Here is a 14,216-nt window from a genome sequence, read left to right as displayed (position 1 = left end):
CTGCGCTCGGCCTCGAGCGCGTGTCGGACCCCTGGTCACCCCCGGGGGTCCCGGTCTGTTCAGAGAGCCAGGGCCATGCGTCATTTTGAATACCTGAGCGACGCTGAGATCCAGCGCCTCTTCCACCGAGCACCGCAGCCGTTCACGGTCGACACCGACCCCGGCATGCTCGCCATGGGCCTCGGCGCGACCCTCTACAGCCCGGGTACCCGGCCGCGGCTCGCGGCGGACATCGCCAAGCGCGCGGCCTACGGCGTCGTGTCGCTCGTGGTGTGCCTCGAAGACTCGATCGCCGACGAAGAGGTTCCCTTCGCGGAGCAGAACACCGTCGCGCAGCTGCGCGAGTACGCCCAGACCGGGGCCTCAGGTCCGCTGATCTTCGTGCGGGTGCGCTCCGCCTACCAGATCCGGCTGATCGTCGACGGGCTGGGCGAGCACCTGCCGGTCCTCGCGGGCTTCGTGATCCCCAAGTTCCTCGGCTCGACAGGTGTCGAGTTCCTCGAGGAGATCGAGGCCGCGAGCGAGCGGACCGGCCGTCGCCTCTACGCCATGCCCGTGCTCGAGTCGCCCGAGCTCGCCTACACCGAGACGCGGCGCGACGAGCTCGAGGGTGTGCGCCAGCTCCTCATGAAGCACCGCAGCACGATCCTCGCCGTGCGCACCGGAGCCACCGACCTGTCCTCCGCCTACGGGCTGCGCCGCAACCGCGAGCTGACGATCTACCACGTGCACGTCATCGCCTCGGTGATCTCCGACATCGTCAACGTCCTCGGGCGGGCGGGCGGCGACGGCTTCGTCATTACTGGTCCTGTGTGGGAGTACTTCTCCTACCAGGAGCGCATCTTCAAGCCACAGCTGCGCGAGAGCCCCTTCAAGGAGCACGACGAGCGCCCGCTGCGCGCCAAGATGATCGACGCCGACCTCGACGGCCTGATCCGCGAGGTCGTCCTGGACCAGGCGAACGGGCTCACCGGCAAGACCGTGATCCACCCCTCGCACGTCGCCGCCGTGCACGCCCTGTCCGTGGTCTCGCACGAGGAGTACAGCGACGCGTGCGAGATCCTCGCCGCGACCACAGGCGGCGTGAAGGCCTCGCAGTACAAGAACAAGATGAACGAGAGCAAGCCGCACCGTGCCTGGGCCGAGCAGCTGCTGCGCCGCGCGACGATGTTCGGCGTGGTCAACGAAGACGTGAGCTACATCGACGTCATCTCCGCGAGCGACCAGCTGTGAACGGCTGGACCGGTGACTGGGTCTCCGCGCGCCTCGGCGTCGGCCTGACGACCGACAGGTCGGCGGTCGACCTGCCGCTCGACGCCCTCGTCGGCCTCGCCCTGCGGCGCAACCCGCGCCGTGCGCACCTGCTCGTCTCGACGGTGCTCGGCAAGCACGTCCCGACAGACCCGCGCATCGTCCAGGCCGCCGGCACGCTGCTCGGTCTGCTGGTCACCGATGTGCTCGCGGACGTCACGAGCGTCGCCGACGCTGCGCGCCGGGCTGGCGTCACGCAAGCCCTGACCGCCGCGCTCGTGGGCGAGCCCGGTGCGGCAGAGCACCTGCTGCTCGTCGTCGACGGCCTGCACGACGCCGTCACGGCTGCGCCCGAGGCCGAGGGGGCGACCGTGGTGGTCGGCTACGCCGAGACCGCGACGGCTCTCGGACACTGCGTCGGTGCCGCGCTCGGGGTGCCGTCCCTGCACTCGACCCGTCGGCCCGTCGCCGGGGTGACCCCCGCGGCCGGTTTCGCCGAAGAGCACTCGCACGCGACCGAGCACCTGCTGCTGCCCGCCGCCCCGAGGTTCCTCGCGGACGCCAGCACGCTCGTCCTCGTCGACGACGAGATCTCGACGGGCACGACCGTCCTCAACACCGTGCGCGCGCTGCACGCTGACAGCCCTCGGGGCCGGTACGTCGTCGCCGCACTCATCGACCTCAGGTCGGCCGCCGACCAAGAGCGCTTCGAGGCGCTCGGGCGCGAGATCGGGGCACGGGTCGACGTCGTCGCGCTCACGAGCGGGACCATCACGCTCCCGGAGGACGTGCTCGAGCGTGCTCCCGTCGTCGTGGCCGAGCAGAGCGCGCAGCAGGAGCTGCTGCGCGCGGACGGTACTGACGAGGTCGGTCGTGCTGACGGTGGCACGGCTGACGACGGTGCGCACGCCGCACCCGCGACGCGTGCGACCCCTCGTGCCGCGGTCACCCGTCGCGCCGCCTGGGAGGACGGTGTCCGCGAGGGTGGCCGGCACGGGTTCTCGGTCGAGGACGAGGCCGTGCTGCAGGCTCGTGCCGTGGCGCTCGCCGAGGACCTCGCCCGCGAGCTCGTGGGCCCTGACGTGCTGGTCCTCGGCTTCGAAGAGCTCATGTACGCGCCGCTGCTCGTCGGGGTCGCGCTCACCGCGGCAGTCTCCGACGACGTCAGGGTGCGGTACTCGACGACCACCCGGTCGCCCGTGCTGTCCCTCGACGACCCCGGCTACGCGATCCGCACGACCGTGACCTTCCCCGCGCACGACGACCCCGACGACGGCCCGGGTCCGCGGTTCGCGCACAACGTCGCCCCGGGAGTCGACGCGTCCCGCCGGTTCACGGATATCGTCGTGGTCGTCGACGCACCCGCCGACACCCCGGGGCTCGCAGCCCCGGGCGGTCTGGTCGACGTCGTCGCCCAGCACTGCGACCACGTGCACGTCGTGGTCGTCCCCAGCACCACGCCGGGCGTCAGCCCGGCGACCGCGGCGCGCAGCACCGCAGGTCCGCACGCCACCAGCACCGAGGAGCCCACCCCGTGACAGCCCCCACCCCGCCGGCGCCCCTGCACGGTCCCGCCTTCGGCTCGTACGACTCGCACGAGGTGGCCTGGCTGCTGAGCGACCTCTCGGGCGTCGAGCTCGAGGCGCCGACCGAAGAGCGTGAAGAGGCCATCCAGTCGGGCGGCGCGCACTACGCAGAGTCGCTGCCCGTCGAGTACCAGCCGACCCCGGAGTACACCGAGCTGTTCCACGACGCGCTGCGCTCGAGCGCAGCGCGCCTCGCCCACGCCGTCGGTGTGGTGACCGAGCTCGTGCTCGCCGAGCGCGGCGACAAGGCCGTCCTCGTCTCGCTCGCCCGGGCGGGCACGCCGATCGGCGTGCTCATGCGCCGGTGGGCGAGCTACGCGCACGGCCTCGTGCTGCCGCACTACGCGGTGAGCATCGTCCGCGGTCGTGGGATCGACCAGCTCGCGCTGCGCTACCTCGCCGAGCACCACAGGCCGCAGGACGTCATGTTCGTCGACGGGTGGACGGGCAAGGGAGCGATCTCCCGCGAGCTCGCCGTAGCCGTCGAGGAGGCCAACGAGGCGCTCGGGCTGGTCGAGGGCTTCAGGTCCGACCTCGCCGTGCTCGCCGACCCTGGGCACTGCGCCGAGCTCTTCGGCACCCGCGACGACTACCTCATCGCCTCGGCCTGCCTCAACTCGACGGTCTCCGGGCTCGTCTCGCGCACGGTCCTCAACGACACGCTCATCGGTCCGGGCATGTACCACGGGGCGAAGTTCTACTCCGAGCTCGCCGGCGTCGACGTCTCGGGTGAGTTCCTCGACCGCGTGAGCATGCAGTTCTCGTCCGTGGCCGAGGCGGTCCGTGCCACCGTCGCGCAGCGCCGGGCCGAGCCTGCGCCCGAGCTCAGCTGGGCAGGCTGGAAGGCCGTCGAGGCGATCTCGCAGGAGTACGGCCTCGGCGACGTGAACCTCGTCAAGCCCGGGGTCGGGGAGACCACCCGGGTGCTCCTGCGGCGTGTGCCGTGGAAGATCCTCGTGCGCGCCGACGCCCGCCAGGAGCTCGGTCACGTCCTGCTGCTCGCCGAGCAGCGCGGGGTCGAGGTCGTCGAGGTCGACGACCTGCCCTACAGCTGTGTGGGGCTGATCCACCCGAAGTTCACGCGTGGTGCGACAGGCGCGGACGGGACGGCGGCCCAGTGACGGCTGCGGACCAGACGAGCGCGGACCTTACGGGGGACACGCTCGACGACGCTGCCGCCGGGACCAGCGACGAGACGTCGGTTGACCCGTCGGAGAACCTGCCTGTCGCGGTCGACAGACCTGTCGTCTCGGCAGGGCTGCGCCGACCCGTCCTCGCGGCCAGCGACCTCGACAGGACGCTCATCTACTCCGGCAAGGCCGCGAAGCTCGGTCTGCCGCCGGGCACCAAGCTGCGCGAGAGCCCCCTCTACGAAGACCTCGTGTGCGTCGAGATGTACGACCACAAGCCGCTCTCGCACGTGACCCGGACGGCTCTCGCGTCGATCACCCGGCTGGCCGAGCTCGGGGTCCTCGTCCCGGCGACGACCCGGACGCGCGCGCAGTACCGCCGGATCTCGCTGCCCGGTCCGCCCGTGCCCTACGCGATCACCGCGAACGGCGGGTTCTTGCTCGTCGACGGTGAGACCGACGACGACTGGACCCGGCAGGTCGAGCGTGAGCTCGCCGCGACCTCGCACCCCTTCGCGGAGGTGCAGCAGTACATGGCCGACACCTTCAGGCCCGAGTTCACCTCGAAGCTCCGTAACGCCGAAGAGCTGTTCTGCTACGCGGTCGTCGACCGCGACGCCCTGCCCGACGGGTTCGTCGCGGAGGTCTCCGCGTGGGCTGCCGAGCACGGCTGGCGGGCCTCGCTCCAGGGGCGCAAGCTCTACGTCGTCCCGGTCGGGCTGCGCAAGGGTGGCGCCGTGGCTGAGGTCGCGCGCCGGGTCGGTGCGGAGACCGTCCTGGCGGCGGGCGACTCGCTGCTGGACGCCGAGATGCTCGAGTCCGCGACACGCGCCGTCCGGCCTGCTCACGGGGAGCTCCACGAGGTCGGCTGGCAGACCGAGGGGCTGGTCGTCACGGCCACCGCGGGGGCGACCGGTGGGCAGGAGGTCGCGCAGTGGCTGCTCGACGAGGCTGTCGCTGTGCTCGGCAAGAGCTGAGACCGTGCTCGCGGCGACGCCGCGCTGTGAGTCCCCGCACAGTCTGACCGTCGTCGGCGAGTGTTCCCGCAGGTCGTCACAGGTCTGACACCTCTCTTCACAGGACAGTCCCGGGTGAGGTGCCTAGCCTGGGGTCGTGCCTACCGAAGAAGCCTCCAACATCGTGGTGACGCTCGTCGTCGCCGCAGCAGCGGTCGTCGTCGCCTACATCCTCGGGACGATCGTCTCGATCGTCGTGCGCAGGGCAGGTCGGCGGAGCGAGTTCGTCCGTGACGTCTCGCACCGCATGCGCCGTCCGCTGCGCGCCGTCCTCGTGGTCCTGGCGCTGCTGATCGCGCTGCGGTCCACGACCAACGACGCCGACCAGTGGACGGTCGGCACAGAGCACTGGCTGCTGATCATCGGGATCGGTGTGGGGGCGTGGTTCGTCGGCGCGCTCGCCTTCGTGGTCGAGGACAGCGTCCTCGCGCGGTTCCGAACCGACGTGGTCGACAACCGTCACGCACGGCGGGTGCGCACCCAGGTGGTCGTGGTCCGGCGGGTGACCGTCGCCCTCGTGGTCATCTGTGCGATCGCCGCGATGCTCTTCACCTTCCCGGCCGCACGGACCGCCGGGACCAGCCTGCTCGCCTCGGCCGGTCTCATCTCGATCGTCGCCGGTCTCGCCGCGCAGACCGCCCTCGGCAACGTGTTCGCCGGGATGCAGATCGCCTTCACCGACGCGATCCGCGTCGACGACGTCGTGGTCCTCGAGGGCGAGTGGGGCCGGATCGAGGAGATCACCATGACCTACGTGGTCGTGCACCTCTGGGACGACCGACGGCTCATCATGCCGTGCACGTACTTCACGACCACCCCGTTCCAGAACTGGACCCGACGCGCCGCCGAGCTGCTCGGGACCGTCGAGATCGACCTCGACTGGGACGTGCCGGTCCCGGCCATGCGCGCCGAGCTCAAGCGTCTGCTCGACGCGTCGCCGCTCTGGGACAAGCGCGTGGGCATCCTCCAGGTGACCGACGCGACCAACGGCTACGTGCGGATGCGTGCGCTCGCCAGCGCGGCCGACGCCGGGACGCTCTTCGACCTGCGCTGCTACGTCCGTGAGGGCCTCGTGGACTGGCTGCAGCGTGCCGCGCCGCAGGGCATGCCGCGGACCCGTCTCACGACGAGCGACGCGAAGGTCGGCGCCGCCCTCGAGTCCGTCGGCGGGGACTCTGCGGCGATCGACCTCGGCAAGACGCCCGTGCGCTCGGGTGTGCTCGACTCGCTCTTCGACGAGCAGCGCTACGGGGCCGAGCGGGACAAGCCCAAGGTCACGTCCGAGCCCGAGCTGCCTCGGCGCATCGCGCCCAGGTCCGCCCGGCCCGGTGTGCGGATGCACCTGTCCGAGCCCGCGCGCGGGTTCCACAACCTCCCTGAGCCGGTCCCGTCCGAGGAGAAGACCACGGTCCTGGGTGCCGTCCCTGCAGACGAGACCGGGCAGGGAGCTCCGGTCCCCGGCCAGTCCACCGACGAGAGCGCCGGGACCATGGCCTGGGCGACGAGCGAAGGTCTGTTCACCGGGAGCGAGGCCGCCGTCGAGCGGTCCAAGGCCTTCGCCGGCCCGGGCCAGGAGGTCATCGACGAGCGCGAGCGGACCGCGATGCTCGACGCGGTGACCGACGACGACCTCGAGGGTGCGCCGGGTGCCGAGGGCGTCGAGGGCGAGACCGTGCCCGAGCGTCGCCACGCCGGGCACGAGGCGGCGGGGAGCGCCGCGGCCCAGGAGGCGAGCGGGGCACCCCAGGTGGCGAGCACCGCGACCGAGGCTGGTGCGACGGGGATCGTCGAGACGACACCAGAGACCTCGGGGGAGTGGGCCGCGGCGACGGCCCAGGGTGTCCCAGCAGGGGCGCACGAGCATGACGCGGCGCCTCAGGGCGAGGACGACACGTCGCTCGACCGCAGCGCGCCCGTGCGGACCGCGGCAGAGGATTCAGCACAGGCTCCCGCCAACCCGTGGGTGGCGCAGCCGGCGACCGCGCCCGACGGCCTGCCTGCCGAAGGTGGTCCCGCCGAGGGTGGTCCTGTCGACGACGCACGGCCGGCGGCGATCCCACCCTCAGGTGCTCGCCGGGCTGCCGCTCCCGAGGACTCGCTGAGCGCGGGCCCGGTCCCGCCGCCACCTCCGGCGAGCGGTCGAGCCTACGACGAGGGGCGGCCCTCCGCCCCGCAGGCCCGACGCGCCGCCGAGCCTGTCGAGGCACCTGCACCAGCTGCTGAGCCCACGACGGCCGCCCAGCCCTCGGTGACCCGGACGGGTGTGCTGCGACGCTCGGTCCGGTCGGCTGACACCGCTGCTCCGGCGAGCACCGAGCAGACGGCCCGTCTGCCGCGCGTGACTGAGGAGACCACCCGTCTGCCCAGGTTCGACGGCGAGGACGGGGCTGCGGGCGGCACCGAGGGCACCGACGGCGAAGGCTCGGGCGGCCGCTGACCCCGGGGACCGCTGGCTTGCTGCGCGGCCGGCTGCGACCCTGGTCGGACCGTCCCACCTGCGAGGTCGCCCGGCAGGGGGACGCTGGCAGCGACGACGGGCGTGTTGACTAGGACAGCCCCCTGTCCCGTCTCACCTCCGGAGCCGTCTCGTGCCGCAGCAGTGGACCTGGCCTGCCTATGTCGGTGTCTTCGGCGGAGCTCTCCTCTTCGCCGTCTTCTTCCTCCCGATCGTCCTCGTCCAGAGCCGTCGCTACGGCCGGCTCTCGGGCCGGCGCCTGCTGGTCTCGGCCGGGCTCGCCGTGTACGGGGTGGCGCTCGTCGCGTACACGCTCCTGCCGCTGCCCTCCGGGGCCGCGGGATGGTGCGCCCAGCACGGGATCGACGCGGCCCAGCTGCGCCCCCTCGCCTTCGTCGACGACATCCGCCGGGAGACCGCCGGTCTCGGTCTGTCGCAGACCCTGCGGAGCCGGTCGGTGCTCCAGGTCGTCTTCAACGTGCTGCTCTTCGTGCCGTGGGGCGTCGCGGTCCGCAGGTTCTTCGACCGTGGGGTGCTCGTCACTGTCGTCAGCGGCTTCGCCGTGTCGGTCCTCGTCGAGGTGACCCAGTACACGGGTGTCTTCGGCCTGGTCGGCTGCTCGTACAGGATCGCCGACGTCGACGACGTGCTGACCAACACCCTCGGCGCAGCCGTCGGTGCTCTCGTCGCTCCGCTCGTGCTCGTCTGGCTCCCGAGGTCGGCCGACCTCGTCCGGGAGCGGGGACGTCCGCGCCGGGTGACGGTCTGGCGCCGGTGGACCGGCATGGCCGTCGACTGGTTCCTCTTCGCAGCCGTCCCGCTGGTCCTGGTGCTCACCTACCGCGCGGGTCTGCTGGCCTTCGGGCACCCGCTCCCGGACGGTGACGTGCTGAGCGACGTGATCCTCGGTACCGCGGTCCCGGGTCTGCTGGTCTTCGTCCTCCCGGCCTTCACGAGGTCGGGAGCCTCCTTCGGGCAACGAGCCCTGTGGTTGCGGCCCGCCTGGCCCGAGCGGGGGAGGTCGGCCCGCGCGTCCGGGCGCAGTCGGCTCGGCGACGGCACCTTGGCTCAGCGCCTCGGCCGAGCCTGCGTGACCGGGGGTGCCTACGCTGCGCTCTCGACTGTCGAGGTCGTCGACGCGCTGCCCGACGCCGCCCAGGACCTCGCTGGGACAGCGTCTCTGCTCGTGCTCCTCGTGGCCTTCTTCGGGGTGCCGGCGACCGAGGGCAGGCGTGGGGTGTCCTTCGCGCTCTCGGGTGCGACCCTCGTCGACTCTCGGGCCGTCGCGTCGGGGGAACGGGCTGACGTCAGGAAGGTCTGAGGGGCTCAAGGCCCCGGTGCTCGACAGGCCTGTCAGCCGCGCGCCTCTTCGCGCAGCGGCTTCGCGGATGCCGGGACGGATGCGGCGGGGATCGTCGAGAAGTTGCAGGTGAAGGAGCCCCGGTAGCCGAAGATCGGTCCCATGACAGGGTTCGAGACCGTGAGGTCGATCCGGAACCGCTCGGTCTGGTCGTCGTAGTGCTCGTGGAGCTCGGCGGTCCCCGAGGCGGCCATCGGGAAGGAGAAGCCGACAGGGCCCTCGTAGAAGCGCTGCGCACCGGAGCGCAGCAGCAGACCGCCGCGCTCGTCGACCTCGAGGTCGAGGTCGACCGCCAGGTGCTGGTGCGTGCCGAGGTAGTCGAGCACCCGGCCGGACGCAGGGTCGTAGACCATCGTCGCGTCGAAGCGGCTGCGTCGGTGCCTGGGGAACTCGAAGGTCCGCACGAAGGTCGTGGTGTCGCGTCCGAGGCCGTCGACGTAGCAGTAGTTCTCGATGGTGAAGGGGACGCCCTTCCCCGTGCGGGGGACGAGGATGTTGCGCCAGGCGCCGAACCACAAGAACGGGACGGTGACGAGAGGCCCGCGCCACACCGAGTCCATGACCCCGCGCCCGACGCACGCGTTCTCGCCGTCGGGGGTGAGCCCGAAGCGTCGGCGCATCTGGGGGTGGAGGCGTTCGACGTCGCTGCCGAGCGCCTGGGCGAAGACGGAGGTGGTCATGGGGTGTGCTCCTGGGGGACCGGCGGTGAGACTGGCGCGGGTGACTCAGAGGTGAGGTCCTGGGCCTGCCCGCGAGCCCGGTCCAGCGCGGCCTCGTCGACGTCGCGCGCGATCTTCGGCGTCGTGGGGCGCGTGCCGGCTGGCGGCCGACGGAGGCATCTCCTGGCCCTGGGCACGAGGACCGGGGACGGCGCGACGAGCGCCGCGAGTGCCAGGGCGGCCGCGACGACGGGGGACAGGCGAAGGAGCGGGACGGCGACGACGGCCGCTGCCGCCAGCGCGAGCCTGGCCGCCCACAGGGTGAGGGTGCGCCGCAGGGACGTCGCAGGTGAGATCCCGTGGTCGAGCCACAGCCGCAGCCTGTCGAAGCTCCAGGCGGTCATCCACCCGATCAGCGGACGCACCATCACACGGTCGAGCGTCGGGCCCTGCCAGCCGGGGACGTAGTCGTACCCTGTGAAGAACCTGATCTCGGCCCCGTCGGGGACATAGCGCCAGTAGCCGTCTCCGGACGCGATGGGTGAGAGGCGGGAGTCCGCCGAGAAGCGCAGCGCCGACGTGCACGAGCCGTCGGGCCTGTGCCGCTCTCCGCGCGAGATGCCGACCCCTGTCATGGGCGCGAAGGGCACCGTTCGGTTGTCGTAGCGGAAGCGTCGTGGTTCGCCCTCGGGGGTGGGCAGGTGGGTGATCGACGAGAAGCGCAGGTCCCACGAGGCGTGCGCGTCGGGGTCCTGGGTCGCGTGCCAGAGGCGGTCCATCGGTGCGGCGACACGCACCTCGACGTAGATCCCTCTGCCCATGCGCCGACCCTAGCCACCCCCGCTCCGGGCGGGAATGGGGAGAGTGCCCCTGTGGACGAGCGGGACCACCGGGTCTAAGTTTATCTTGACGTCAAGATACTTTGGAGGCTGGTGCAGTGAGCGGCACGACGCAGGGCTGGCTGCGCCCCATCGTCTGGCCCGTCCTCGTCCCGACAGCCCTGGTCTTCGGGGGCGAGGGTGCGGCGATGGTCGTCCTCGGGCTCAGCGCGATCGAGGGGGGAGCGTCGCTCTCGCTCGCGGCTCTGGTCGTCGCGACGGTCGGCCTCGGGCAGCTCACCGGGTCGATCCCCGCCGGGCAGCTCACGGTGCGCTTCGGCGAGCGGCGCGTGCTGGTCGTCGCGAGCCTCGTCTCGACAGTGGTCTGGGCGAGCGCGGTCGCGGCGAGCTCGCCTGCCGCGCTCGCGGTCGTCGGGTTCTCGGGTGGGGTCGCGTCTGCGGCCTTCGCCGTCGCGCGGCAGTCCTGGACGATGGACGTGGTCCCGGTCGCGGCCAGGGCGCGCGCCATGTCGCTCCTCGGCGGGGCGAGCCGTGTCGGGCTCGTCGTGGGGCCGTTGGCTGGCGCGGCGCTCCAGGCCTGGGCCGGGCTCGACGGAGGATTCATGGTCGCGAGCGCGGCCGCGCTGCTCGCAGCCGTGACGGTGCTCGTCGTGCGCGAGCCCGAGGTACGAGGCCTGGCACGCGGGTCGTCGGGTGAGTCTCCAGCAGGCGGTGCGGACCACGTGCCGGCCGGTCCGGCGACGGTGAGACCAGCCAGCGTCGACCGGCCCGCAGACCGCCCGACCGCGTCTCCCGCCGGCTCCACGGACCCTGCCTCCACGCGACCTGCCGCCGCGCGCCCCGCCTCCGCACGCTCCGTGATCCACGCCCACGCCTCGGTCCTGGCGACAGCCGGGATCGGTGTCGTGATCATCAACCTCGCACGGTCGCTGCGTCCTGTCCTCGTGCCTCTCGCGCTCTCCGAGGCCGGCGCCGACCCGCACACCACGTCCCTCGTCGTCGCGGCTGCCGCAGCCGCCGAGCTGCTGCTCTTCTACCCGGCCGGCGTCACCATGGACCGGTACGGCCGACGCGTCGTCGCCGTGTCCTGCTCGGGTGTCATGGGGGTCGGGCTGATCCTCATGGGCGCGCTCGGCGCCGTCGACGGGCTGGCTGGGATCGTCGGCGGGGCGGTGCTGCTCGGCATCGGCAGCGGCATCGGCTCAGGGGTGGTCAAGACCCTCGGCGCCGACGCGGCCCCCGTCGCCGACCGGGCGACCTTCCTCGGGGTGTGGAACGTCCTCGGGGAGACCGGCGGCGCCGCCGGGCCGCTCGCCCTCAGCGGGCTGACCGCCGTGCTGTCCCTCGCCGGGGCCGGTGTGGTGCTCGGGGTCGTGGCGCTCGCGGGCGCGCTCGGGCTCACCCGGTGGTTGGCTCCTGAGCGCGAGGGGCCGTGGCGACGGGGCGACCGGTCGTCGGCCTGAGGCGGCTGCGCCTGGGCTCGGCCGGCCTGTGGTTCGTGCGTGGGGCGCGGCCGGGCGAGCCCGACAGGGTGCGGGGCGAGCCGTGATCAGGCTCTGGGCGAGCCAAGGTCAGATCGGGATCTCGACGGTCCCGCCCTTGCCTGCCTGACGCACCCAGCCTGCGACGACGTCGGCGCCGCTGTGGATCGGGTCGGAGGTGTCGATCCTGAACGTGATCGGGACGCCGGGGCTGAAGGACAGCGTCACGGTGTTCTGCAGCCCTTGGAGCTCGACGAAGAATCCCTGCCGGTGCTGGAAGGCCTCGACCGTCGCGAGCTGGAGCCCGGCGAGGTCTTTGTCCGCGACAGCGTAGGAGTCGTCTCCGTACTTCAGGGTTCCCATCGATCGCACTCCAGTGTCGCCGCAGGGCGCGGCGGGGCCCCGTCGCGCTCACCCGTCCTATCGGCAGGACGGGCGGGCGAATGAGGAGGTCGGCGGGCGCGGTGACACGGCACGTGCCCGACGCGCAAGGTCACGACGTGAGGAGCTGGCTGACTCGTTGCGGGCTCACGTCCAAGATCGTCGCGATGTCTTTCCCGGTGAGCCCGATGCTCAGGAGCTCCCGTGCAGCGGCTCGTGACTGCGCAGCAGCGTCGGCCTGGAGCCTCGCCGCGCGGACGACAGACTCTCGGGCTGCCTCGACGTGCTCGAGGAGGTCCTTGCCGACCTGCGGGCGGATCGTGACCTCGACGGTCGAGGGGTCGACGTCTTGCATCGCCGACACCAGGCCCCGGACTGCGTCCGGAGCATCCTTCAGCGAACGGGACTGTGTCGCGCCCACGCCGTCCACGGTGAGGAGCCACCACCGCCCGTCGCGGACCGCGTCTGCCGTGTACGTGGTCATGCGCACGCCTCCATCTGCCGGAAGATCGATGTGACGACACCAGCCGAGATCTCCCGGTGGTTGGGGAGCGCGGTCGAGTGAGAGCCGCACGGACACCCCCAGATCTCGTGGCCTCCGCGGTTCCTCACCGTTGTCCACCCCGCCGCCAGCAGGGCCCGGACCATCTCTCTCCGGCGTCTAGGTATGCTCACGAATATGGGTCTAGCCCATCTAGATGTCAAGGTTCGCGCGGCATCGAAGGTCCTGTGCAGTGCGCGCTCCGTCCACAGGGTCCGTGCGGGCTAGCGTGCTGGAACTGAGCGGCTCGCCGTCACCGGAGCCAGATGGTCACCGGACCTAGGCGGCCGTCGCCCGTACCATCCCGCGCTGCCACAGGACGCCCGAGCCGACCACCCCGGCGATCGCGACGACGAAGACGACAGCCGTCATGACAGCCCCGCCCCCACCGCTCGACGAGCAGACGGTCTGGACGTCGACGCCCGTCGACTGCGTGGAGCACTCCTCGACCCCGGAGAAGCCGAGCACGAACCAGAGGGCGAGACCTGGGGCGAGGGTGGAGGCGCTCGCGAGAGCCTTCTCCTGGACTGTCCAGAGCGCCGAGCCCCAGAGCAGGACCGCGCCGGCGATGACGAGGACGACAGGCAGCACGAGCCCGACGAGCAGACCTCCGACCAGCAGCAGGCCGAGCGCGACGGACGGGACCCACGACTCGACCCACCGGCTGCCCGGCGCGACGACGTGGTCGTCCACCACCGGTGCCACGCCCTGCGCGCCTGACGGGTCGGCGTCGTCGGCCGCGGCCTCCGCGATCGCCTGCGGGTCGCCCATCCGGCGGAGCGCGTCGCGCAGGGCCGCGCCGTCTCCGGGCATCGCGCCGTGCGTCGCCTCACGGAGGTGCTCACGCATCCCCGCGACGATCTCGGCGCGGTCCTGGACGCCGCGGGCGAGCAGCGCCGCGTCTACCTCGGCGAGATAGCGCTCGGCGTGCGCCCCGAGCCAGGCGGCGGAGCCGTGCTGCGCCCCGGGGTCGTGCTGTCCCATGGTCATGACGGTTCCTCCGGCTGGTGGGGCATCGGGTAGTCAGGCGACGGGTGGTCGGACAGCGCCGCGTCTACGGCGTCGCGGAACGGGCCCCAGGCCGACTCGAAGGCCTGCAGGGCCTCTTCGCCGTCGGCGGTCAGGCTGTAGTAGCGGCGGGGAGGGCCCTCGGTCGACTCCTGCCACGACGACGCGACCAGCCCGTTCTTCCGCAGACGTGAGAGCAGGGGGTAGAGCGTCCCTGCGCTCGCGAGCAGGGTCCCCTCGAGCTCGCGGGCGATGTCGAAGCCGTATCTCTCGCCCGACCGCAGCGACGCGAGGATGCAGTGCTCGACGACCCCTCGTCGGAGGTTCGCGAGCGCTTGCGCCTGGCCGGGTACCATGCGACGCACTCTACCGGTCGAGAGCGGTTCAGGCAGGGTGAAGTTCGAGGCGGCAGATGGTCGTGGACGTCGAAGTTCGCCCCCTGGTCCCGGCCGCAGCGAGGTGCGACGGGTCTACGCTCCGGAGATCATCACCGGACGCAGGGGGACGGA

The 14,216-nt window shown here is 72.1% G+C and carries 14 protein-coding genes; 7 read left to right on the top strand and 7 right to left on the bottom strand.

The annotated features are described in order from the left end of the window. The first annotated feature begins 75 nt into the window (after positions 1–75). The 6 genes from SANBI_RS16530 (at position 76) to SANBI_RS16505 (ending at position 8,759) form a co-directional block, all read left to right on the top strand. On the top strand, positions 76–1,233 hold the full coding sequence (locus SANBI_RS16530) for an HpcH/HpaI aldolase/citrate lyase family protein (RefSeq protein WP_319156995.1): 1,158 nt from the start codon (positions 76–78) through the stop codon (positions 1,231–1,233). Beyond that, on the top strand, positions 1,230–2,789 hold the full coding sequence (locus SANBI_RS16525; protein WP_319156991.1) for a phosphoribosyltransferase family protein: 1,560 nt from the start codon (positions 1,230–1,232) through the stop codon (positions 2,787–2,789). The genes SANBI_RS16530 and SANBI_RS16525 overlap by 4 nt, the downstream gene beginning before the upstream one ends. Then, on the top strand, positions 2,786–3,958 hold the full coding sequence (locus SANBI_RS16520; protein ID WP_319156989.1) for a cysteine protease StiP family protein: 1,173 nt from the start codon (positions 2,786–2,788) through the stop codon (positions 3,956–3,958). Before SANBI_RS16525 ends, SANBI_RS16520 begins: the two co-directional genes overlap by 4 nt. Then, positions 3,955–4,944 carry an HAD family hydrolase gene (locus tag SANBI_RS16515; RefSeq protein ID WP_319156987.1) on the top strand — a complete coding sequence of 330 codons (990 nt, stop codon included), beginning with the start codon at positions 3,955–3,957 and terminating at the stop codon, positions 4,942–4,944. The genes SANBI_RS16520 and SANBI_RS16515 overlap by 4 nt, the downstream gene beginning before the upstream one ends. Before the next feature lie 136 nt (positions 4,945–5,080). Next, a complete protein-coding gene (locus SANBI_RS16510; protein ID WP_319156984.1) occupies positions 5,081–7,420 on the top strand; it encodes a mechanosensitive ion channel domain-containing protein in 2,340 nt (779 codons plus the stop codon). Between the two features lie 151 nt (positions 7,421–7,571). Next, on the top strand, positions 7,572–8,759 hold the full coding sequence (locus SANBI_RS16505; RefSeq protein WP_319156982.1) for a VanZ family protein: 1,188 nt from the start codon (positions 7,572–7,574) through the stop codon (positions 8,757–8,759). 32 nt (positions 8,760–8,791) lie between these two features. On the opposite strand, the gene SANBI_RS16500 is transcribed toward SANBI_RS16505, so the two are convergent. Both SANBI_RS16500 and SANBI_RS16495 read right to left on the bottom strand, forming a co-directional pair. Further along, a complete protein-coding gene (locus SANBI_RS16500; protein WP_319156980.1) occupies positions 8,792–9,478 on the bottom strand; it encodes a DUF4166 domain-containing protein in 687 nt (228 codons plus the stop codon). Further along, on the bottom strand, positions 9,475–10,278 hold the full coding sequence (locus SANBI_RS16495; RefSeq protein ID WP_319156978.1) for a hypothetical protein: 804 nt from the start codon (positions 10,276–10,278) through the stop codon (positions 9,475–9,477). The genes SANBI_RS16500 and SANBI_RS16495 overlap by 4 nt, the downstream gene beginning before the upstream one ends. Positions 10,279–10,394: 116 nt before the next feature. Between SANBI_RS16495 and SANBI_RS16490 the strand changes: the two genes are divergently transcribed. Then, entirely contained in the window at positions 10,395–11,759 is a 1,365-nt protein-coding gene (locus SANBI_RS16490) for an MFS transporter (protein ID WP_319156976.1), read from the top strand. A 108-nt stretch (positions 11,760–11,867) separates the two neighbouring features. Here the strand turns inward: SANBI_RS16490 and SANBI_RS16485 are convergent, their stop codons facing one another. From SANBI_RS16485 to SANBI_RS16470, 5 genes are all read right to left on the bottom strand, one after another. Next, positions 11,868–12,140, bottom strand: coding sequence for a DUF7882 family protein (locus tag SANBI_RS16485; RefSeq protein ID WP_056127638.1), 273 nt, complete (start codon positions 12,138–12,140; stop codon positions 11,868–11,870). Positions 12,141–12,270: 130 nt separating this feature from the next. After that, entirely contained in the window at positions 12,271–12,642 is a 372-nt protein-coding gene (locus SANBI_RS16480; protein WP_319156973.1) for a hypothetical protein, read from the bottom strand. Next, positions 12,639–12,806, bottom strand: coding sequence for a type II toxin-antitoxin system HicA family toxin (locus SANBI_RS18830; RefSeq protein WP_408669766.1), 168 nt, complete (start codon positions 12,804–12,806; stop codon positions 12,639–12,641). The genes SANBI_RS16480 and SANBI_RS18830 overlap by 4 nt, the downstream gene beginning before the upstream one ends. Before the next feature lie 172 nt (positions 12,807–12,978). Continuing rightward, positions 12,979–13,689, bottom strand: coding sequence for an HAAS signaling domain-containing protein (locus tag SANBI_RS16475; protein WP_319156971.1), 711 nt, complete (start codon positions 13,687–13,689; stop codon positions 12,979–12,981). After that, the gene (locus tag SANBI_RS16470; RefSeq protein ID WP_319156969.1) at positions 13,686–14,063 is read right to left on the bottom strand and encodes a PadR family transcriptional regulator; all 378 of its coding nucleotides are present in this window, start codon (positions 14,061–14,063) and stop codon (positions 13,686–13,688) included. The genes SANBI_RS16475 and SANBI_RS16470 overlap by 4 nt, the downstream gene beginning before the upstream one ends. Positions 14,064–14,216: the final 153 nt, after the last annotated feature.

It is taken from the genome of Sanguibacter biliveldensis (assembly GCF_033798665.1).
Taxonomy (GTDB): domain Bacteria; phylum Actinomycetota; class Actinomycetes; order Actinomycetales; family Cellulomonadaceae; genus Sanguibacter; species Sanguibacter inulinus.
Note: the sequence above shows the minus strand (reverse complement) of the source record. Positions and strands in the feature narration are given on the sequence as shown.

Bases quoted from the DNA above. Each gene is read 5' to 3' on its own strand.
- SANBI_RS16485 (WP_056127638.1), bottom strand. From the start codon at position 12,140: ATGGGAACCCTGAAGTACGGAGACGACTCCTACGCTGTCGCGGACAAA.
- SANBI_RS16495 (WP_319156978.1), bottom strand. From the start codon at position 10,278: ATGGGCAGAGGGATCTACGTCGAGGTGCGTGTCGCCGCACCGATGGAC.
- SANBI_RS16500 (WP_319156980.1), bottom strand. From the start codon at position 9,478: ATGACCACCTCCGTCTTCGCCCAGGCGCTCGGCAGCGACGTCGAACGC.
- SANBI_RS16470 (WP_319156969.1), bottom strand. From the start codon at position 14,063: ATGGTACCCGGCCAGGCGCAAGCGCTCGCGAACCTCCGACGAGGGGTC.
- SANBI_RS16530 (WP_319156995.1), top strand. From the start codon at position 76: ATGCGTCATTTTGAATACCTGAGCGACGCTGAGATCCAGCGCCTCTTC.
- SANBI_RS16475 (WP_319156971.1), bottom strand. From the start codon at position 13,689: ATGACCATGGGACAGCACGACCCCGGGGCGCAGCACGGCTCCGCCGCC.
- SANBI_RS16480 (WP_319156973.1), bottom strand. From the start codon at position 12,642: ATGACCACGTACACGGCAGACGCGGTCCGCGACGGGCGGTGGTGGCTC.
- SANBI_RS18830 (WP_408669766.1), bottom strand. From the start codon at position 12,806: ATGGTCCGGGCCCTGCTGGCGGCGGGGTGGACAACGGTGAGGAACCGC.